General features: G+C 63.7%; 23 protein-coding genes. 10 read left to right on the top strand and 13 right to left on the bottom strand.

Features of this window, described 5'->3' with window-relative positions:
- Positions 1 to 77: 77 nt before the first annotated feature.
- Positions 78 to 440 (top strand): hypothetical protein, encoded by a 363-nt coding sequence (locus tag TVC13_RS05595; protein ID WP_422400240.1) that lies wholly within the window; start codon positions 78 to 80, stop codon positions 438 to 440.
- Positions 441 to 463: 23 nt separating this feature from the next.
- Here the strand turns inward: TVC13_RS05595 and TVC13_RS05590 are convergent, their stop codons facing one another.
- Complete coding sequence (locus tag TVC13_RS05590; protein WP_422400239.1) at positions 464 to 1,483, bottom strand: protein kinase domain-containing protein; 1,020 nt, start codon at positions 1,481 to 1,483, stop codon at positions 464 to 466.
- Between the two features lie 9 nt (positions 1,484 to 1,492).
- Entirely contained in the window at positions 1,493 to 2,509 is a 1,017-nt protein-coding gene (locus TVC13_RS05585) for a DMT family transporter (protein ID WP_422400238.1), read from the bottom strand.
- Between the two features lie 71 nt (positions 2,510 to 2,580).
- Here TVC13_RS05585 and TVC13_RS05580 point away from each other — a divergent pair, with 71 nt between their 5' ends.
- Positions 2,581 to 3,477 carry a LysR family transcriptional regulator gene (locus TVC13_RS05580; protein WP_422400237.1) on the top strand — a complete coding sequence of 299 codons (897 nt, stop codon included), beginning with the start codon at positions 2,581 to 2,583 and terminating at the stop codon, positions 3,475 to 3,477.
- 8 nt (positions 3,478 to 3,485) lie between these two features.
- Here TVC13_RS05580 and TVC13_RS05575 read toward each other — a convergent pair whose 3' ends face one another.
- From TVC13_RS05575 to TVC13_RS05565, 3 genes are all read right to left on the bottom strand, one after another.
- Positions 3,486 to 4,151 (bottom strand): Type 1 glutamine amidotransferase-like domain-containing protein, encoded by a 666-nt coding sequence (locus TVC13_RS05575; RefSeq protein WP_422400236.1) that lies wholly within the window; start codon positions 4,149 to 4,151, stop codon positions 3,486 to 3,488.
- Positions 4,152 to 4,207: 56 nt separating this feature from the next.
- Positions 4,208 to 4,816, bottom strand: a complete 609-nt coding sequence (locus tag TVC13_RS05570) for a hypothetical protein (RefSeq protein ID WP_422400235.1) — start codon at positions 4,814 to 4,816, stop codon at positions 4,208 to 4,210.
- Positions 4,817 to 4,946: 130 nt separating this feature from the next.
- On the bottom strand, positions 4,947 to 5,198 hold the full coding sequence (locus TVC13_RS05565; protein WP_422400234.1) for a hypothetical protein: 252 nt from the start codon (positions 5,196 to 5,198) through the stop codon (positions 4,947 to 4,949).
- Between the two features lie 134 nt (positions 5,199 to 5,332).
- On the opposite strand from TVC13_RS05565, the gene TVC13_RS05560 reads away from it, so the two are divergent.
- Positions 5,333 to 5,806, top strand: coding sequence for an ASCH domain-containing protein (locus TVC13_RS05560; protein WP_422400278.1), 474 nt, complete (start codon positions 5,333 to 5,335; stop codon positions 5,804 to 5,806).
- Between the two features lie 28 nt (positions 5,807 to 5,834).
- On the opposite strand, the gene TVC13_RS05555 is transcribed toward TVC13_RS05560, so the two are convergent.
- Complete coding sequence (locus TVC13_RS05555; RefSeq protein WP_422400233.1) at positions 5,835 to 6,293, bottom strand: GNAT family N-acetyltransferase; 459 nt, start codon at positions 6,291 to 6,293, stop codon at positions 5,835 to 5,837.
- Between the two features lie 171 nt (positions 6,294 to 6,464).
- Between TVC13_RS05555 and TVC13_RS05550 the strand changes: the two genes are divergently transcribed.
- Both TVC13_RS05550 and TVC13_RS05545 read left to right on the top strand, forming a co-directional pair.
- On the top strand, positions 6,465 to 7,295 hold the full coding sequence (locus TVC13_RS05550) for a class II glutamine amidotransferase (RefSeq protein ID WP_422400232.1): 831 nt from the start codon (positions 6,465 to 6,467) through the stop codon (positions 7,293 to 7,295).
- 252 nt (positions 7,296 to 7,547) lie between these two features.
- On the top strand, positions 7,548 to 8,387 hold the full coding sequence (locus TVC13_RS05545; protein ID WP_422400231.1) for a formate/nitrite transporter family protein: 840 nt from the start codon (positions 7,548 to 7,550) through the stop codon (positions 8,385 to 8,387).
- A 17-nt stretch (positions 8,388 to 8,404) separates the two neighbouring features.
- On the opposite strand, the gene TVC13_RS05540 is transcribed toward TVC13_RS05545, so the two are convergent.
- The 3 genes from TVC13_RS05540 to TVC13_RS05530 form a co-directional block, all read right to left on the bottom strand.
- Complete coding sequence (locus tag TVC13_RS05540; RefSeq protein WP_422400230.1) at positions 8,405 to 9,193, bottom strand: hypothetical protein; 789 nt, start codon at positions 9,191 to 9,193, stop codon at positions 8,405 to 8,407.
- A gap of 71 nt (positions 9,194 to 9,264) precedes the next feature.
- On the bottom strand, positions 9,265 to 10,422 hold the full coding sequence (locus TVC13_RS05535; protein ID WP_422400229.1) for a N(5)-(carboxyethyl)ornithine synthase: 1,158 nt from the start codon (positions 10,420 to 10,422) through the stop codon (positions 9,265 to 9,267).
- A 199-nt stretch (positions 10,423 to 10,621) separates the two neighbouring features.
- On the bottom strand, positions 10,622 to 11,587 hold the full coding sequence (locus TVC13_RS05530; RefSeq protein WP_422400228.1) for a helix-turn-helix transcriptional regulator: 966 nt from the start codon (positions 11,585 to 11,587) through the stop codon (positions 10,622 to 10,624).
- Positions 11,588 to 11,686: 99 nt separating this feature from the next.
- Between TVC13_RS05530 and TVC13_RS05525 the strand changes: the two genes are divergently transcribed.
- From TVC13_RS05525 to TVC13_RS05505, 5 genes are all read left to right on the top strand, one after another.
- Entirely contained in the window at positions 11,687 to 12,154 is a 468-nt protein-coding gene (locus TVC13_RS05525; RefSeq protein ID WP_422400227.1) for a VOC family protein, read from the top strand.
- Positions 12,155 to 12,271: 117 nt separating this feature from the next.
- Positions 12,272 to 13,270 carry a S41 family peptidase gene (locus TVC13_RS05520; protein ID WP_422400226.1) on the top strand — a complete coding sequence of 333 codons (999 nt, stop codon included), beginning with the start codon at positions 12,272 to 12,274 and terminating at the stop codon, positions 13,268 to 13,270.
- Between the two features lie 33 nt (positions 13,271 to 13,303).
- Complete coding sequence (locus TVC13_RS05515; RefSeq protein WP_422400225.1) at positions 13,304 to 14,056, top strand: EAL domain-containing protein; 753 nt, start codon at positions 13,304 to 13,306, stop codon at positions 14,054 to 14,056.
- Positions 14,057 to 14,225: 169 nt separating this feature from the next.
- Positions 14,226 to 15,182: a lantibiotic dehydratase C-terminal domain-containing protein gene (locus TVC13_RS05510; protein ID WP_422400224.1), complete on the top strand. Its 957-nt coding sequence runs from the start codon at positions 14,226 to 14,228 to the stop codon at positions 15,180 to 15,182.
- 222 nt (positions 15,183 to 15,404) lie between these two features.
- Positions 15,405 to 16,124 (top strand): TetR family transcriptional regulator, encoded by a 720-nt coding sequence (locus tag TVC13_RS05505; protein ID WP_422400223.1) that lies wholly within the window; start codon positions 15,405 to 15,407, stop codon positions 16,122 to 16,124.
- Positions 16,125 to 16,314: 190 nt separating this feature from the next.
- Here the strand turns inward: TVC13_RS05505 and TVC13_RS05500 are convergent, their stop codons facing one another.
- From TVC13_RS05500 to TVC13_RS05485, 4 genes are read right to left on the bottom strand one after another with little or no spacing between them, the layout of a single operon-like run.
- Complete coding sequence (locus TVC13_RS05500; protein WP_422400222.1) at positions 16,315 to 16,734, bottom strand: MaoC/PaaZ C-terminal domain-containing protein; 420 nt, start codon at positions 16,732 to 16,734, stop codon at positions 16,315 to 16,317.
- A gap of 26 nt (positions 16,735 to 16,760) precedes the next feature.
- A complete protein-coding gene (locus TVC13_RS05495; protein ID WP_422400221.1) occupies positions 16,761 to 17,264 on the bottom strand; it encodes an FAS1-like dehydratase domain-containing protein in 504 nt (167 codons plus the stop codon).
- A complete protein-coding gene (locus TVC13_RS05490; protein ID WP_422400220.1) occupies positions 17,261 to 18,634 on the bottom strand; it encodes a VWA domain-containing protein in 1,374 nt (457 codons plus the stop codon). The genes TVC13_RS05495 and TVC13_RS05490 overlap by 4 nt, the downstream gene beginning before the upstream one ends.
- On the bottom strand, positions 18,631 to 19,500 hold the full coding sequence (locus tag TVC13_RS05485) for an AAA family ATPase (RefSeq protein ID WP_422400219.1): 870 nt from the start codon (positions 19,498 to 19,500) through the stop codon (positions 18,631 to 18,633). The genes TVC13_RS05490 and TVC13_RS05485 overlap by 4 nt, the downstream gene beginning before the upstream one ends.
- Positions 19,501 to 19,632 lie beyond the last annotated feature (132 nt).

Here is a 19,632-nt window from a genome sequence, read left to right as displayed (position 1 = left end):
GTGGGACACCTGAGCCGGTGAATGACGCAGCTGCCTAGTCTCTGGCTTCGGCCTACTGGGCTGACTAGGGTGGGCGCATGGCAGCACAACTCTCCCGTCTCTTGACGGCGTCCACCGTGGTTCTGCTGATCGCTTTGCTGGTTCTGCTGATCGCCGACGGGTTAACTCTGGCGAACCTTGAGAGGTGGCGCAACCCGGTTGGCTGGGGTTTGGCTGTGCTGATCCTGGTTCGTCTGGCAACTCGTGCCGGGGCCTGGCGTAAGGGAATTGCCGGACCGCTCGCCGGGTCAGCGTCCGTCCAATCGAGAATGTTCGGCTTCACCCCGGGAAGCTCAGCGATTGAGCAATCAGCAGCTCCGGCCTACACGATCTCCGAAATCGAAGACGAGGAGAATTCCCGGCACCTTCGAGACGGTGAATCCGGCCAGGGCGGCGCCTAAGGCCGTACCGCAATGCCGCACCCCTATGGGCGCCGATACTCCGTCGCGTACACGTTCTGTGTGAGGGCAGCGAACAGCTCGGTGATGTAGATGGCGGTATCCGCATATTGTGCAATCAGGTCCGCACCGCTTCCAAGCGCGGCCCGGACAGGATCCAACGCCGGAGAAGTTGGGCCGGCAGCAGCGGCCTGCAGCAGGCCAAGCCGTGCTTCCCCGGAGATATAGCCGAGTTCGAATAACGTCCAGTGGAACAGGTGCATCAGGGCGGAATCGCGGTCGAAACCGTCATGGGTGCGCACGCCCCATGCTTCCTCCGGCGTCAGTTGGAAGTCCTGGTGCAGGGCCAGACCGAAGTCCGTGTAAAGCAGCCTGCCGTCCTGGACAAGGATGTTTCCGGGATGCACGTCAAAATGCTGAAAGCCCTGGCTGTTCATCCATGCAGTGGCTTCCAGGAGCTGGTCCACAATGCCGGGAAAAACCTCGGCCCCGAAACCCTCCTTCAAGCTCCGGCGGATCAAGTCGCCCAGGGTAACGGGCACGTACTCAAGGAAGAGCACCATGCTCTTGGACGCGGCCTTAATGGCCGAGAGTTTGCCCTGGACTTCAGGCCAGTGCGGTCCCCACTGGCGGGGAGGGGTATCGCCGTCGAACTCGCTGAGGTCTGCCTCGCTTTTGACATCCAGGACCCGCCAACCGAGCAGGAGCGGAAAGAAGTCCGCCAGACCCGATTGAACCCACCGGGTGGTGACCTGATGTGCTGCAAGTTCCCGCCCGACTGCGTTGGCAGGGGTTCCGATCCCGTAATGGGAAACGAAGGGAAGCCGGAGACGGCTGGCGGTGGAGCATGGATCTGCTTCTTCAACGCGTGTCAGCGGCAGCTGTTTGATGAAGACAGTGGTTTCGCCCAAGCGCGCAGTCTTCGTGGTCCCCCCAATGCCTATGCCCGCCTGCTCGGCATCATCGATAAGCGCACGCACACCGGCATCATCCAGCCCGGCGAGAGCCGAAGAGATGGCGTTGGCCTCACGTACCCGTACCGTCATCCCTACACCCTAGGGGAGGGCGCATGAACTGCTGGGCCCGGCTGGCCAAACTCTTCGCTGCCCCGCCCGCAGTCGATCTGCGCCGGTTCGGTGGCGGGCTTCCGCCCTCAACCCCAGATACGTGCCGGCGATGATGAGGGCTGCCCCGGCGAAGCCTGGCAGGGCAAGCGATTCCTGGCCGATGGTGATTCCAATGAGGACAGCCCAGATGGGTTCGGTGCCCATCAGGAGGCTCGCCCGGGAGCCTGATGTTTGCTGGATGGCCCAGGTCTGGACGAGGAACGCGAAGACACTGCACACCAGTCCGAGGTAGAGCACACCAACCCACTCAGCCGCGCCGAAGCCGTCCACGGCCCGGAGCACGCCCGGGTAATCGGCGGCGGTATAGAGGAGAGCGCAGACCACGCTCTGGACCAGCGTCAGGTTCAACGCACTGAAGCCGCGTCCCCGGGTTAGTGCGGAGACCGCTGTGGCATGGATCGAGCGCACGGCAGCTGCGGCAAGCATAAGCAGGTCCCCGGCTCCGGGGGCCGCAAATCCGTCTGCCGAGACGAGCAAACAGACCCCCACGACGGCGATGACACCGGCTACGAAAACCATCCGCGGCAGCTTCACCCGGAAGGCAATGCTCTCGGTAACGGGCGTGAACACAACGACCAGGCTGATGATCAGTCCGGCGTTCGTAGCACTCGTGCCCGCAATTCCATGAGTTTCAAGGATGAGCACGGCCGCTTGGGTTAAACCCAGTACGACGCCGGTGGCCGCCTCCCGGCGCGAGGTCCGACGGCGGTGCCAGAGCAGCCAGATCACCGCCAGCGCCACACCGGTGATGAGGAAGCGCAGGGACAGGATGGCGGTCACGCTGACCGTCCCGGTGAGGGTTTTCGCCGCTAGATAACTGCTGCCCCAAACAACAGCGACGAGGAGAAGCAGCAGGTCCACCCGGCGCGCGGAGAGGAGCGAGGCGACCCGGCGTCGTCGTTCAGTGCGGGGGATGGCTGCTGGATTCAGTATCGAGGAGGGCACTCCTTGAGTTTGATGACCAGCGATTCGTAAGACCAGAGGCCAAAAACTGAAATGCCGGTTTAGTCTTTCTTATGGATCTTTATCAGCTCCGGCTTCTTCGGGAACTTGGCGAGCGGGGCAGTCTTGCCGCCGTCGCCCGCGCCTCCCACGTCTCGCCGTCGGCAGTCTCCCAGCAGCTCACCGCCCTGCAGCGCCGCATTGAAGTGCCGCTCACCGAACGGCGGGGACGGAACCTGGTCCTGACGGAGGCCGGCCGGGCCCTGGCCCGGGCGGCGGTGGATATCAGCGTTGCCATGAGTTCCGCGGAGCAGGCCGTGGCCCGGTACCTGCAGGATCCCCGGGCGACGGTCAGTATTTCCGCGTTCAACAGTGCGGGCCTCACCTGGTTCCGCCCGCTGCTTTCGGCCCTGGCAGGTGAAGGAAGTCCGCGGCTGGTCTGCTCCGACCGGGATGTGGGACAGGAGAGTTTCCCCGCGCTCGCGGCCGACTATGACCTGGTGGTTGCGCACCGCCTCGAGCACAGCAAACCCTGGCCGGAATCAATCAGCGTTCTTCCGCTGGTGCGCGAGCCGCTGGATGTCGCCATGTCGGAGAAGCACCGGCTGGCACAGAAGCCGAGCGTCACCGTGAGGGACCTCGCCGGGGAGGAGTGGGTGTCCGTCCAGGACGGATTCCCGCTGGTGCCGGCTTTGCAGGCTCTTGCCGTGCACGCGGGGCAGCCCCTGAATATTACGCATCAAATCAATGAGTTCTTTATCGCGGCCGAAATCGTTGCAGCCGGCAACGCCGTGGCGCTAATGCCGCGGCGCACCGCGGCACCGCGGCCGGGAAGCGGACTGGTTCTCAAACCGATCCGCGACCTGCCGCTTGCCAGGCACGTGGACCTTCTCTGCAGGCCGGAAGCGCTGCACCGGACTGCCGTCCAGCAGGTCGTCACTGCCCTGAGGCAGATTGTGGCTGGGTCCTGAGGCGGGAACTAACCGCCTTCATACTTCTTCCACAGCCCTTCGGAGACCACCTCGACGGTGCCGTCAACTACCTGGATGGCCGTCTGTTCATCGATGGCATAGGACGGACTTCCGAGGTCAGCAGCCCACCGCTCAGCGTGTTCCAAGGTGTTCATTGGGAATGCGTTGAGGTGCGGGAAGATCGAAAAGTCCACGACGCTCAACGTGCGGTCGTCCGCCGCGCCTGGCCATTCGACGAAGGAAGTCCCGATGCGCGGGGTCATCACCATGCTTCCGGCGCTCACGCCGACCCACACGGTCTCGGGCAGTGAGGGCAGCAGGTCGGCAAGTCCGGACACGCGCATCCAGTGATACAGGTAGGTGGCGTCGCCGCCGTCAACCAGCAGCGCGTCGGCGCCCCGAAGCCAGGGGATCCAGCGTTCCGCGCCGATGGTCGGCAGCGCGGTGAGCTCGAGGACGCCGAGAGACGCCCACCCCAGGCCTGTCAGGTGAGGGGAACCCGGGCCGGCGGCAACCAGCCTGCCCACCGACGCCGGACCGCACGCCGGGTGGCCCCACTGCGCCGTCGGTATCACCAGGGCGTGGGACTCGGTGATGGGCTTGCCTAGCAGACCGTCGAGCGCGGAATGGATGCTTGGATTCGTCACGCCGCCGGATGTAAGCAGGAGCTTCATGGTTCCCCTCGATCGTCAGCTACCCCGACAGTAAACGGCGGCAGTCGGTGGACGCCTCACAGTCGGTAGGCGCCGCAGGTCTGGAAATACTTGCGAATGCTTGTTGGATCACCGGCCTGAGCTGGAGTGATCACGTTGGCCACAAAGTCTTCCGGATTGGCATGGTTCGCCTGGATCGCAGGCAGCTGCGTGAACTTGGACAGATAGGCCATGCTGTTCTCCTGCCCTGACGCGTCCTCGCCGTCCACGGCCTGCAGATACGTATCCATCCACGCGCAGAGCCAGAAGCCGGCCACCTGAACGTCCTGGTTGCCGTCCATGATCACCGGCACTTCGAGCGATGGGTTCTCTTCCGGATCAAAATAATTGATGGTGCGGAAATGCCAGTCAATGCCTGCAGGCAGTGGTTCCGGAAATTCGGCGATGGCTTCCACCAGGGCCTGGTCAAAACAGTCCGGCCTGATGGATTGGATGGTGCCGGAAGAATCCGTCTGCAGTATCTCGCCGCCGGGGCAGGGACGAGGGGCCCATGGCGTCGGTGCCGGATTGGCCTTCGCCTCTGCGGCCGCCAGTGCCTCGTTGACCTCGGCGTCGGTCGGGCTGCAGCCGGCCAGCAGTGTACCCAGCAGCAGCGCGGCTGCGGCGCCCGCGAATCGTGTCCCCATGTGCATTTATCCCCCGATTGGTTGCTCGCCACACTGTAACCGACGGCGGACACGAATGAGCCCTATGTTGAGTGAGAAAGCGGGCGCGTGAAGGGCTGGGCTGCACCCAGATCCAGGCCCAGGTCCGGGTCTACGTCCAGGGACCCACTGCGCCGGCTGGCGGTCTGCGGGTCTTCGCGGCCTGCACCACAAAGGTGATCCCCATGATCAGGAGCGCCAGCCCCATGCCGAGCATTCCGGAAAAGAACGGCGTGGCGGGACACCCGGCCGAGGAATCGTCCTCCGCGCAAATCAGCCCGGGCTGGATAAATCCAACAGAAGCGAATCCCGCCCCGGAGAGCAGCAGGACGGTACCGAGGATTCCCCATATCCAAGCCTTCATGCCGCATTACACCACGGCCTTTGCACACCTGATGGGATGCTGCGACGCCAGTCGCTGGCAGCAAGCGCGAATGACATTATGGGCAGGTGGAATCCCAGCCCGTAAACCAGCCTGATCAGGACGCAGCCCTTCGAATGTGGCAGAAGTACTCCGCCGCGCACCCGGAGGCGGCGGCAGCATGTCCCGAATACACCGTGGAGCATTTCGGGGATACGCGGCGGCTCGCTGACGAACTCCTCGCCTACGTGCTCAGCGGGAGGAAGCGCGCGACGTCGGAACTCGTCGCGGACTTCCTGGCCAGGGGCGACGTGGTGCCCCGGATCGGATCCCACTGGATCGCCTGCGACGGGACGGGCACACCGCGGGTCATCCTGCGCAGCATCGAACTGCGGCTGGGGTCCTTCCATACGGCCGACGCGGCTTTTGCCCGGGACGAAGGGGAAGATGATCTGAGCCTGGAGAGCTGGCAGCGTGAACACCGCCGCTACTGGACGCGGGTATCAGCAGCCCAGGGCCGTCAGTGGTCTGAAACGGATGAGATCGTTTTCGAGCGGTTCAGGGTCGTCTGGCCGCCTCAGTACGCAGATGAGGTGAGCGACGACTGCTGACGGGCACAGGGGCCCGCCGCCGCACATACTAAGACGCCGACGCCGCGCCCAGGGTCTTGCCAAAGAGCAGGTAGTCACCGTCCCGGCCCGCGGCGTCGTAACCCGCGGCCTCGTAGAGCATGCGGGCCGGGTTGCTTTTATGGACGCCGAGTTTGACGGCGCCGGGACTCACGCGCTCTTCGAACGCTTTCAGGAGGAGCCGGCCAAGGCCCTGGCGGCGGTGGCTGGCGAGGACCTGGATGGAAACCAGGGTGGCGGCGTCGCCGTCGGGCAGCCACATCGCGAATCCGAGCGGCTGCCCGGCCGCGTCCACGCAGAAAACCGTATGGGGAAGGCAGCTGATCCAGAGTTCAAGGTTGCGGTCCAGCGCAGCCAGCCAGCCCGGAAGAGCAGCCGGCTCGATGGTCTCCATGTACCCGCGCTCCTGGCGGAAAATAAAGGGCAGGTCGCCCGTCTCGGCGGGTCGAAGGCGTGCTGGTGCGGTCATGGCAACGAGCATCTCACGGCGCGCGACGGGGGACGGCATAACCGGCAGCCAGTAGAACTCCCTCTTGTTCTGTGGTCGACTGAATCTGCGGCCCGAGCGTAAAGACGTTCGTGAAGCCGAGCCCTCGGACCGCCGGTTTGGCAAATCCGGCCCGATCCGAAGGAGACGACCATGTGTCGTTGGCTAGCGTATTCCGGTTCCCCCGTCCGCTTGGATGATCTTCTCTACAAACCCGTGAACTCCCTGGTCATGCAGAGCAAACACGCACGCATGGGAGCGGAGACCACCAACGGGGACGGCTTTGGCATCGGCTGGTACGGCACTGAACCGACTCCCGGCCTGTTCCACAGCACGGAGCCCGCCTGGCATGACCGCAACCTGCGCGAGCTGGGGCGGCAGGCATCGGCCAGCCGCGTCTTCGCGCACATCCGCGCCACAACAGGTACGGCCATCCAGCAGACAAACTGCCATCCGTTCCGGCATGGCAAGTGGCTCTGGATGCACAACGGGGCGCTCGCGGACTTCCCGAAGGTCAAACGCGATATGGCCATAACGGTGGATCCGGGCCTGTATCCGGAGATCGAAGGATCAACGGACTCCGAGATGTTCTTCTACCTCGCACTGACCTTCGGGCTCGAGGAAGACCCGCGCGCGGCGGTCGCCGAGGCCGTGGGATTCATCGAGGACGCAGGACGGCGCCGCGGCGTCGGGCATCCCGTTCAGATGACGGTCGCAACCACCGACGGCGATACCACCTGGGCGTTCCGCTACTCCAGCCAAGGCAAGTCGCGGTCCCTCTTCACCAGCAGGGACATAACGCCCCTTCAAGCCCTGTACCCGGAGAACGAGCTGCTCAATAAACTCTCGGACGACTCCCGGCTGGTGGTCTCCGAACCCTTGGGCGACCTGCACGGGGCGTGGCAGGAAGTGCCGGAATCCACCTGCGTCGTTGTCCACGGAGGCGAGCAGCAACAGTATACGTTTGCCCCTGCGGCCCGTTGAAGGAGTGCCCGACGGCGGTACGCACCGGCGCGCCCGGTTGCCTGTCAGGTGCGCCCAGGGGAGGGCCTGCGCTCGGCACGATCCCGGATACCCCGCAGCATCCGTCCGGTCATGACCCAGCTGACCATCTCCACCGGTTCTACGAGCGCCCGGCCCAGCCGGTGAGGTAGAAACCCACTCGCGGACGGCGCCGCTCAGCAGGTCTAATGGTCGGGACACGGAACGGTCAGCGCACGCACCGAAGGGAACGGCATGAGCGAAGAACGCCGCAGGGAAATCGGGGAATCTGAAGCTCCGGTCGAGGACGAGCTGCAGGAGTCCTTTGAGAACACCATTACCGAGGGGGCGGAGCGGCTGCACCGCACCTTCCGCAATGTTCTGGTGACCGGGGTTTTTGGCGGCCTTGAGGTGGGGCTGGGCGTCATGGCTTACCTCGCCGTGATGTACCAAACCGGAGATCATCTGCTGGCCGGAATTGCGTTCAGCGTGGGACTAATTGCCCTGTTCCTCGCACACAGCGAGCTCTTTACCGAGAATTTCCTGATGCCGATCGCCGCCGTGGTTGCCAAGGAGGCAAGCCTGCGGCAACTCGGTAAACTCTGGGGCGGGACGCTTCTGGGCAACCTTGCCGGCGGCTGGGTCATTATGTGGTTCGTCATGCAGGCCTTTCCGCAGTGGGAGGACACCATTGCCGAATCTGCACGGCACTTCACCGACGCACCGTTTTCCCTGCAGACCGTTGCGCTCGCGGTCCTGGGCGGAAGCACCATCACGCTGATGAGCCGCATGCAGCAGGGTACGTCCTCCGACCCGGCCAAGATCGTTGCCACAGTGATCGGGGGATTCCTTCTCGCCGGGCTCCAAATGTTCCATTCAATCCTGGATTCCCTGCTGGTCTTCGGCGCCATTCAGTCTGGTGCCGGCATCACCTACCTAGAGTGGCTCACCTGGTTTAGCTACACGCTGCTCTTCAACGTGCTGGGGGGACTGGTGCTGGTCACAGCCCTCCGCCTGGTCCGGACCAAGGAACTGCTGAAGGAACGCCGTGCAGGAGCTCCCGCAGACCCGGATGCCTCCCGCCGGAACGGCTAGGCCTGTGGCGAGCTAACCTACGGTTCCTCAGTGCCGGGCCGGACGCCTGACCACGACGCCGTGCCACCGGACCCGGGGAAAACGGCTTGTTTCACGGCACTGTCCCCGGCGACCGTCGTGGAGACGTAGTAAAGCGAAAGATCGGGCACATCCGGGTTGTAGGGCCCGTACAGGCCCGGCGCGAGCGCCACGAGCCGGCCGTCCATAAGTCTGCCGCTGAACCAGGCGGCGACGCGGTAGTCCACCGACGAGGCATTCACGACCATTGGGTAACCCGGGTACGCGGCACTGGCGCCCTCGGCGGCCGGCTTCGCCAGGCCGACCTCGTAGCGGGCACAGACAGCGAGGATGTCCCCGATGGTGTCCGTCCAAGCGAAGGGGTCGAAGGTTACGGCGGCCCCGGTCGATGGTTCGGCCAGCGCGAGAACGCCCCCCACCGCCTGGGTCAGCCCTGCCAGCTGTGGTTCCAATACGGGCGGTGCATCCGCGGCGAGGCCCCGGAGCGTTTCGTCGACAGCTCCGGCCGCCTCCGGGGATCCAACAAAACCGAAGGTCCCGTCCTCGATCCGCATGAGGGAAATCGCCTGGTAGAGAGGCCCCTTGCCGTCGGCCCCGAGCAGTTCGGAGCAGATTTGCTCTTCTGTTGCCTCGGCCGCTTCGTCAGCTTCAGCGGGCTGCCCGGCGGACTGCCCGGCGGACGACGACGCCGACGGTGACGCGGTCTGTGGAGAAGCATCAGACCCGGCATCCGTGCACCCGGTAAGGAGCAACAGGGCAAGGACAGGGACGGCAGCGGTTTTTCTCATGATTCCCCCGGAGAATGTGAACAGTTGTCCCACCCTAGCGGCATTGCAGCCCTGCCTCCGCCTGAATGGCGTTAGCCCAGCGCGGCGTGCGGGTAGGCGGCCTCGCGCTGCTGGAACTGGAGCACATCCTTGTTCCGGATGACGCCGTCCTGGATTTCAATGGCTTTCCGGATGGTGTCGTTGTCCTGCCAGGCCCCCGGTCCGGCAAGCACCGTTTCCAGGAAGGGCAGCAGCGCTTCGCTGATTTCCCAGCTGGCCGAATTCCAGAGGTAGGACGGGCTGTGGTCGACGGCGTAATAGTCGATGTGTTCGCCCACCTGGAACATGGGGTCCGCGAACGTGGTGGTCTTCGCCCACTCAAAACCCATGCCCTCATCGCAGGAAACATCCACGATCAGGCTGCCGGGCCGGAAGCCGGCCAGGTCGTCGGTGCGCAGGTAGGTAAGCGGTGCGTTGGGATCCTGCAGGGTGCAGTTGACCACAATGTCCGCTTCGGCGAGGAACGGTGCCAGCGGTACCCGGCCGTGTTCGGTAATGACTTCGCTGAGGAACGGTGCCTTCGGATCATGGTCGAACTGGATGATCCGCGCCGAGTGGATCGGTGATCCGACGGCGGCGACATCACGGTTGGTCAGCACCTGGACGTCGTGGATGCCGTGTGCGTTCAGGGCGGTGACGGCGCCTCGGGCGGTGGCACCGAAGCCGATGACGACGGCGCTCAGCCGCCGTCCGTAGTCGCCCGTGGAACCGGTGAGGGCCAGGGCGTGCAGCACGGAGGAGTAGCCGGCGAGCTCGTTGTTCTTGTGGAACACATGCAGGCCGAAGCCGCCGTCGCTCTTCCAGTGGTTCATTGCCTCGAAGGCAATCAGCGTCAGCTTCTTGTCGATTGCCAGCTGGGTGATCGACCGGTCCTGCACGCAGTGCGGCCAGCCCCAGAGCGTCTGGCCGTCCCGGAATTCGGCCAGGTCCGCGGGCTGCGGCTTGGGGAGGAGGACGACGTCGGCCTCCGCCAGCAGCTGTGTGCGCGGAAGCATCGCTCCCACGAGAGGCTTCAGGAAATCGTCTGAGACGCCGAACGTCTCGCCGTAACCTTCTTCAAGGATGAGCTGCTGCCGGAGCTCGGGCTCGATCCGCTCAACGTGCAGCGGGTGGATTGCCAGCCGCCGCTCAGCTGGTTTGCGCGTGCTGGCGAGAATGCCCAGCGTGAGGCCGTTCGAAGGGGCGCTCACTTTTTGCGGCTTGCGGCCTGGGTGCCGGCCTTGTCCGCAGAGCTGGATGGAGCTGCCGCGGCCCTCTTGTCGGCTCGTTTTTCCTTGATGGATTTGCCGGACTTTTTGGATGCTGCTTGGCGCGGGGACTTGTCTGACATGTCAGCTCCTGTAGGCGGAACCGAAGAGGTTCCTGACTTTGAACCCTACAGGTACGGTCCTAACCGGCTTTGTCCGTGCCTGGGCAGGAGGCGCTGATCCGGTCTGCGAAGCCGGCAAGTGACTCGATGAACGCATCGGGGCCCAGCACCTTGAACGGAGCATCAAAGCGCAGGACCCAGGACATCAGCCCTGCCCAGGACCACGACCCCACCCGCACCCGACAAAGGGCGCCGGAGACCTGCTCCAGTTCACCGTCGCCCAGCCACGGTGCCACATCGGCTGCGGGCAGCTCCAGGAGGAACTCCGCGTAACACGGCCACACGGCGTCGGACTCCGATCCCTTTTGACGGGCGGCCAGGAACGCGGCGGCGTCCCCTCCCGGAACGGGACGCCGGGTGAAGGTACTTCCCGCGGGGAACTTCGGCGTGAGCCGGTCCAGCCGGAAGATACGCCAGTCCTCCTTATCCAGGTCCCAGGCCACCAGATACCAGCGGCCTCTGCGCGCGACGACCGCATGCGGCTCCGCGCGGCGGGCCGGCCCGGAGGTGTCTCCGCCATAGTCGAAGCGGACAATTCTCTGGTCGCGGACGGCGGCGCTGAGCGTTTCAAGGACAGTTGGGTCAACCTGTGCAGTCGATGCGCCGGTGTCGGTGAAGCGGATGGCGTCGATGCGGTGCCGCAGCCGGGAGGGCATCACCTGCCGCACCGTGGTCAGTGCCCGGGCAGCCGCGTCGCCCGTGTCCACCCCGCTGGACGGCGCGCTTTGCAGCGCCACGGCAATGGCCACGGCCTGCTCGTCGTCGAACAGCAGCGGCGGCAGGTCTGACCCGGCGGCCAGCCGGTAGCCGCCGTCGGGCCCCTTGACTGCGGTGATGGAGTACCCCAGCCCGCGGAGCCGGTCTACGTCCCGGCGGACGGTGCGCGGTGCCACGTCCAGACGCTCGGCCAGGACTTTCCCCGGCCAGTCCCGCCGGGACTGCAGCAGGGAGAGCAGGGTGAGCATTCGCGAGGAGGTTCCGGACATTCTCCGAGTATTCCTGAAGAAGAGGACACATCCTGTCCGCTACCAGGTCCAGGCTGGGTTCAACGGCACAAACCGTGTCGAAACGAGAGGACAGATCCCATGAGCATCACCACCACTACCCACCTGAACTTCCGCGGTACCGCCGGACGGGCTCTGGAGTTCTACCAGGCGGTCTTTGGCGGCGCCCTGACGGCTGCGACCTATGGCGACTTCGGTATGCCAAAAGAGGTTCCCGGTGCTGAGAAGATCGTGTTTGGGCAGGTCGAAACCGCGGACGGCTTCCGGCTGATGGCCTATGACATTCCCGGCCAGGACACCGCCGACACCACCGTAACGGCGGGAACCACCCGCCGCGAGAACGGCACCACCGTTACGGACCGCACGTTCTTCCAGTCGCTGCGCGGGCAGAGCCTGGAGGAAGTGCTCACCCTCTGGGACCGGCTTGCCGACGGCGCGGACATCATCGAACCGCTCGCTGCCTCCGCGTGGAGCCCCGGCTTCGGCATGCTCACCGACCGCTTCGGCGTCACCTGGGTGATCGACGTCGAAGCCCCCTACAACGGGTGAGCTGAGGACGGTGCTCTAGGCCCGCTCCCTCTGAATCCGTTCAGTGCGGTCCCGGATGCACTGGAGCTTTTTCATCGGGTAGGGTCGTGGCATCTTGGGGGGGAGGACATCACCGGAATGAAACCGCGGATCGCACCAGCCGCTGTACTGCTGATCCTGCTTACCGCATGCACTCCGGAAGGCAGCTCCGGCGGCAGTCCTCCGGAAACTTCCGCCGAGTCGGTACAGCCCATCGAACAGGCTCCCTTCGACGCTGCCGCTTACGTGGAGGAGGCGCTGGACCATATCGAGGAGCTGGCCCTGTTCGTCCCGGCCATCGACTGGGCAGGGATCCGCGCCGAAACCCTGGACCGGATCTCCGGAGTCACCGCCCCGGAAGAGACCCACGCCGCGCTCGCGGACGCACTGGACCAGGCCGGCGGCAGGCACAGCGCTCTGCGCGGGCCGGTCAGCAACGTTGGCTACAGCTACATTGCGGCTCCGGAGGCCAGTATCACAGCCCCCGGAATCGCCGTCGTCGACGTCCCCGGCTTCCGCTCCCCCCGGCCCGAACACGTTGATGAATATGCGGGCAGGGGAAACGAGCAGATCCTTGCTGCGGCCCCGGATGCGTCCTGCGGCTGGATCGTGGACCTGCGGAAGAACTACGGGGGAAATATGTGGCCGATGCTCGGTGCCCTCAGTCCGCTGCTCCCGGACGGGCCGCTTATGCAGCTCATCGACCGGGACGGCCGCACCACGGAGGCGACTCTGCTCCCGGACGGTGTCTACCTGGGACAGGAGCTCCTGGCACCGGCCGCCGCGGCCAAGGAGACCGGCAAACCCGTGGCGCTGCTGCAGTCGGACGGGACCTCCAGTTCTGCGGAGGCAGTGCTGCTGTCCTTTGCCGAGAAACCGGGTGTCCGCAGTTTCGGAGTCCCCTCCTCCGGACTGGCCACCGGGAATGCGGTGCGGACGCTCAGCGACGGAACGGGGCTGCGCATTACCACCAGCTACATGGCCACGGCATCGGGACAGTCCGCCGACGGCGGGCCGCTGCAGCCGGATGTCCTCACCGAAGATCCGCTCGCTGCGGCGACGGACTGGCTGCGCGGGGAGTGTGAGGGGCCGCTGTAATCTTTGGGAAAACCAAACTCCGGGAGACTTCGTATGGCATGTGACGGCTGCAGTACGGCTTCAAAGCTCGACTTCGAGTTCAGCATGGCTTTCCAGCCGATTTACGACGCCGTTGAGCGGCGTGTGTGGGGCTACGAAGCGCTGGTCCGGGGCATGAACGGTGAGGGCGCTCGCGAAGTGCTGTCCAAGGTCTCAGCGGAACAGCTGTACCGGTTCGACCAGGATTGCCGGGTCAAAGCCATCGAGCTGGCGTCACGGCTCTTTCCTGCAGGGGAGGAGCTGAAACTGTCCATCAACTTCCTGCCGAAGGCGGTCTACGAACCTGCAGCCTGCCTCAGAGCGACCCTGCGCGCTGCCCGGCAGTTCAGTTTCCCAATGTCCTCGATCATGTTCGAGTTCACCGAAAACGAAGAAGTGCGGGACACAGCCCACCTCACAAACATCATCACTGAATACCGCCGGCACGGGTTCACCACCGCCCTGGATGATTTCGGTGCCGGATATGCAGGCCTGGGACTGCTGGCTGATTTCCAGCCGGATCTGATCAAAATCGATATGAGGCTTATCCGGGGAATCGACACCAGCCCGGCCCGCCGGGCGGTCGTGGACGGCATTCTGACGATCGCCACGGAACTGGATATTGCTGTCCTGGCTGAAGGCATCGAAAGTGAAGATGAATTCGTTGTCCTGAAAGAAGCCGGCATTCGGCTGTTCCAGGGTTATTGGTTTGCCAAGCCGGCGTTCGAGGAGCTCCCGCCGGTGGGTGCAGCGCTGCCGACGGTTTGACGGTAGTCGCCGCTGGCCCGTACCAAACTTGCCAGCCTAATCCAGGGCCGGTCAGGTTCATACGATTATTTTCCGTCCGGTAGAAACTTGGCTTGACCGGTTCCATTTCTGGTTTTTAGGGCTAAGGGTGTTGGTACTGCACCGATCCCCCCGATTTGAGCGAGGGAATATGAGTACCGCCGCGTTATCCGGAACTGGCCAAAGGGCCTCAGAGGCTTCCCCCTGCGACACGCTGTGGTGGACGCTCTTGATTGAGTCGGGACGGAAGGGAGCCGGAGATGAGGTCGTCCGGCGTCTGGTCGGTCCGCTCAGCGCCCAGGCGCGTACCTGGGGGAGCTCCCGGTTTGGGTTTGTACGGAATTTTGATTCGGAGAATCCCCAAGTGCGGCTTCACCTTCGCGCCCCCCGCGAAGTGGTGGACCGGGTATGGAAATTCGCCCATGCGGTTGCCGAGGAGCGCGCACCGCAGGCTGGACCCGTCGAGCTGACCGAACTGCAAAGCCTGGTTTATCCGCCGAAGCACGGACAGCCCGTGCCTGAAGCCCTTGAAACGGTCTTCGCACGCTACGGCGGGGAGGAAGGCCTGCAGCTGGTAGCGGAAGTATCCGAGTTGGCATCCGACCTGGCCATCTGGGCGGTTAACCGGTTTCCTGCCGGAAAAACCCGGGAACCGCTGGCTGCACTGCTTCTTTTTGATGCCTGCCACAGCATGATGTGGGGAACCCGGTCAGCGCGGTGGCCCGACCGCAGGACCGTCAGCTGGGACTATTACTGGGATGCCCACCTGCACGCGTGCACCTCTGCGTTAGGCAACCGCGCCGAGCGGGGCCGCCAGACGATGAGGGACCGGCCCCTCCCCGGCACCAGGTCCGCTCACCGGAGCATGGCGGCACTGGTATCCGAACCATCGGTGGAGATGTGGCGCAAACGGTGGGTGCGGGCCATCGACATGTACCTGTTTCGGGCGGACAAACAGCGGGTTAGCCGCGGTGCGCACCAAATGGTCCTGACCGAGAGCATGCTCCTGTGCAACCGGATGGGGATTTCCCTTCAGCAGGAGGCGGTGCTCGGCTTCCATGCACAGGCCTGGAGCAAGGACCTGGAGAAAGCAGGAGGGAATGTGTGATGTGGGCCGAGGTGTCGACAAATCCAACGCGGCGCTTGCGCTAAACGAAACGCTCCTGGAAAAGGATCGGCCGGGCGTAGATAACCGGTGCGGGGCGATGGGCACTGCACCGGACCGTACATAGTAGCGGAGTGATTATCGTATGGCATGCGGTACGGGCTAGTATATTCACGAACTGCATGAAAGCTGGCGATGCCGTAGCGGCAGGACAGGAGCTATCTGATGGCTGGCACGGCACCTCGTAAGCGGCGCGCACGAGGTTCTATCGATCCCGAGGAGATCCTTGAAGGTGCCTTCGAGATCGCCGGCAGGGATGGGCTCGAAGGACTCAGCATGCCCAACCTTGCAGCCCACCTTGACGTTGGGGTCACCAGCATCTATTGGTACTTCCGGAATAAGGAAGACCTCCTGCGGCAGATGAGCGCCCGGGCCCATGCCAAGATCCAGGCGAAGGTACCTGCGCCCTCTGATTATGATCCGAGGGAGTGGCGGCAGTTCCTCATCGATTCAGCAAACTTCCAGCGGGCTGCGTCTGCGGAGGACGATCTACTCGTCGACCTCGTCTACCTGCGCACCGGTTCCTACTCGCGGACGACAACCCATACAGTGTACGAGGGACTCGAGAACATCATCGCGTTCCTTGTGGAGGCTGGATTCTCCCCGCGCTCCGCGTGGATGGTTTTCTCTACGCTGAGTGTTTACCTTCGAGGCCTGATGATCGCCGAGCGCGTTCGCCGGATCAACCAAACGCCGCCAGAGGGCCTGCAGCAGCTAAACCTGCTGGACGCGGAGAAGATGCCGCTGCTCACTGAGCTGGTCAGGACCGAGCCGATGATCATCGACAACACTGGTGATGAAGCCTTCGAATTCGCTGTGGCGCATATCCTCGATCAGGCCGAGACGGTTTTGGACAAAGAGCGAGGAACAGCCGCATCGGATTGACGGGGAGTCCGTGTCCTGGAAAAGAACGCCGTCGACCACTCCCAGTTGCTCGATTTGCCCTTCAATGATTTAGCCATCGGGTGGCCCGCTGAGTCCCATCGTTCCGCCGGCTCGGACAAACGAGCAATCGATCAGGATGTAGGAGCCCCGCGGTGCTTCGACGATTCCGAAACCCTGGCCATGGCCTAGCTCACCTGCCCGGCGTGACGGTGGCAGTGCCCCGGGCCATTTTGTCTCCGGCGGCGTCCTCGGTCCACACATCCAGCTCTACGGTCAGGCCATCGTCGCCCGGTATCACTGCCGTGATGACGCCCAATGCCCTGACCGTCCCCCTGCTGTTGGGCTTGCGAAACTGCACTTCGAATTTGTGGAGGCGTCCGTTCTCTCCCATCCATTCCCTCAGGAGCGCATGAAGATAGGAGATCTGAAGGTTGCCCATTCCAAAGGCTCCATCCATCCCGGCCGCGCGGCCAGCTTCGTCATCCATGTGAATGGGAACGAATTCGTAATTCACGGCAGCGTACCGGTTCCAGTTCGCGAGCCCCGTCTCGCGAACGAATGGCCCGATAACGGTGCCGACATCGATGGTGTTGGTATCAATCGTGGTCATGGCCATGGTCTCCTGCGGTCGGGGGTTCAGTAACGGATGAGGGTCATGGTGGAGCGCTTTACGCCTTCTCCCCGCTGGTTGATCCACGTGTCCTCGGTGGTTGTCATGAGCATCTGCCCCAGGCGGCCCTCGCGTTCGGCGTATCCCGAGAGCCGGTTGGTACTCGTGATTACATCACCTGGGCGTATTGCCACGCCGTACTCGACGGACATGCCGCCGTTGAGCTGGTACTTGAGTCCGGGCCCTTCGATGCCGATCTGTTTCTCAGTGCGATCAGGGTTGAGGTGGTCTACTGTCACGGCGGCCGGGTGCAGCTCAGTCTCCGCCTCGATCCAGCCAAAGGGATTGAACTCCTCCGGTGCGACGACGGTTGATTTGCTGGTGGACAAGTACCGCGCCGGAGGGGGTTCAGGCCAGTACACGGCTAGGGACCACCGGCGGATGTCGGAGGAGGAGACTGGATAACTGACCCGTCGGCTTATCTGGGTGCCAACGGCCTCCTTCATAGCTGCGGTGATGCTGCTCTTCATGATGCTTCCTTTCTTGTGGTCCCTCGCTGGGCCAGCGAGCGGATAAAAGCGTCGAGCTGGCGGATGGTGCGGCACTCGACGACCTCGTCGCAGTGGGGTGCGTAGTGGCCCATAGCGGCGTCGCCGTCCCGCCAGAGCCTTGGGTGCTCAGGGTTCAGCCAGAAGATGCCCGCGCTCCTGGCATGGATGTCAGCCAGGGCATCCGCACATGGGTCCCGATAGTTGTTGCGTCCGTCGCCGAGGATGAGCACAGTGGTTTGTGCATCGATGCTGTTGATGTGGTGTTCTACGAAACTCGTGAAGGCGTTTCCGTAGTCAGAGTGCCCGTCGATCCAGACTCCACGGTGCTCCCTATTGATGCGTTCCGTTGCCTTGGTGATGGAACGGACATCGTGGATGAGGTCAGTGACCTCATCGGTACCGTCGACGAATACGAATGATCGATGGCGAGAGAAGTGGGCGCGCAGCGCGAAGGCAAGCTGTAGGCCAAAGGCCGCGAAGCTCGCGACTGAGCCAGAGATGTCGGCAAGAATGACCAGCCGGGGTTTCGGTGCCTTCGGGGACTTGAACTCGAGGTTAACCGGTATGCCGCCGTGGGAGAGGGAACGGCGAAGCGTTCGGCCTAGGTCCACTGTCTGCGCCGAAGATCGTCGCTTCTCCTGCAGGAAGTTCCCCAGGGCGGAAGCCATCGGTGCTATCGCCGCATCCATGAGCTTGACGGCGTCGGCCGATGCCGTAAGGAATTCGGTGTCTTCGGGCAGCGGGTGCCGAAGCATTCCGGCCAGGTCCGCCGCGCCCATTTCCGCGGCAAGCCTGTTGCGCACCTGGCTCTCTACGATTCGCTCGAACTCCTCTAAGGCTTCGGCTGACTTGCGTTTCTGAGTCCGTTCCGTGATCCACGCCAGCGCCGGAGTGTCATACGAGGCCGGTGGGAGGATCTCTTCCCGGAGTGAGTCCAGTCTGAGTGCCTCCATCGTGCGGTAGATGTAATAGGTACCCGCAGACCGCCTCCCCGGTTTGATCCGTGCATGGCGGGCGATGGCCTCCGTAGCGATCTCCTGCAGCAAATGGCGGTTCGGGTGGGTGAGCGCTTCGACGAGGGCAGCGCGTAGTTCACCGTCTGTCAGGGCACCCAACGGGCGATCAGCCCCGTCCGTACGGCCGGCAAAGAAGAGGGTAAACAAGAGGTCAAACGTTGGTCGATGGTCAGCCTGCTTGATGATGCTGGCAGCGAGCGACGCCTTTACCTCGGCGGGGTCGCCTAGATCGATGTGGAGCAGGGCTTCCACAGCCGTGATGACGTCGCTCGTGGCAACAGGTATTCGAACCCGCCGGAGCTCCGCCGCGAGCGCGTGGATAGTGGCTATCATGCGCTGCTCAACTCGGTCTTCAGAACGTCGAGGTCGGACTTGTTCTTGAGGAGCACGTTCGCATACTCAAGAACAAGAGCGTCAGTGACGTCCGGGGCGCCGATGAGCTTGAGTGTGCGTGCCCAATCAAGCGTCTCAGAGACGCTCGGACGTTTACGAAGGTCCATGGCGCGCAGCGTCGCAACTGTTTCCGCAATCCGGCCGGCAAGCCGATTTTCGATGCCGGGGATTCGTGCCTGGATGATCGCTTTCTCTCGTTCCGGCGTCGGATAGTCGAGGTGCAGGAAAAGGCAGCGCCGCTTGAGAGCTTCGGTGAGATCGCGATTTCCATTGGAGGTGAGGAAGACACGGGGGATTTGGGAAGCACGGATGGTCCCCAGCTCGGGAACGCTGACCTGGTATGAGCCGAGGAACTCCAGAAGCAGTGCCTCTGATTCCGGATCCAACTGGTCAACCTCGTCAATTAGGAGCAACACGGGCTCGGTGGCCCGGATGGCGTCGAGGAGGGGCCGGGAGAGAAGGAACTCCTCGGTAAACATGCTCTCCACCTTGCTGTCCCCCTGAGATGCCTGAATCGCCAGCAACTGGCGCCGGTAGTCCCACTCGTAGAGGGCACGGGACTCATCGATGCCCACGTGGCATTGGAGGCGAATCAGGCGTGACCCCGTCGACGCCGCGACGGCGAGCGCGAGCTCTGTCTTTCCCGTGCCTGCGGGCCCCTCAATCAGCAGTGGTTTCTCAAGTGCTTCTGCAAGATAGACCGTCGTTGCAAGCGCGGTATCGGCAAGGTAGCGCTGCGCGCTGAGAGCAGCCTGAACGGCTGTTCCGTCGACGAACATGTGCGGGGACGCCGGGGCATTAATCATGATGCCGCTCCTGAAAAGTGTTATCGGATAGCTAGCCGTGAGGCTTACAGTAAACCATTTGACAGGGATAGGTCGAGGTGTCAGTCTGATCGTGCGGACGCCGAGGTCCGTGACGACAAACTGAGGACGTGC

The sequence above is a fragment of the Arthrobacter sp. 3Tela_A genome (assembly GCF_049311025.1).
Classification (GTDB): Bacteria; Actinomycetota; Actinomycetes; order Actinomycetales; family Micrococcaceae; genus Arthrobacter_B.
This window is presented reverse-complemented; position numbering and strand designations above follow the sequence as displayed.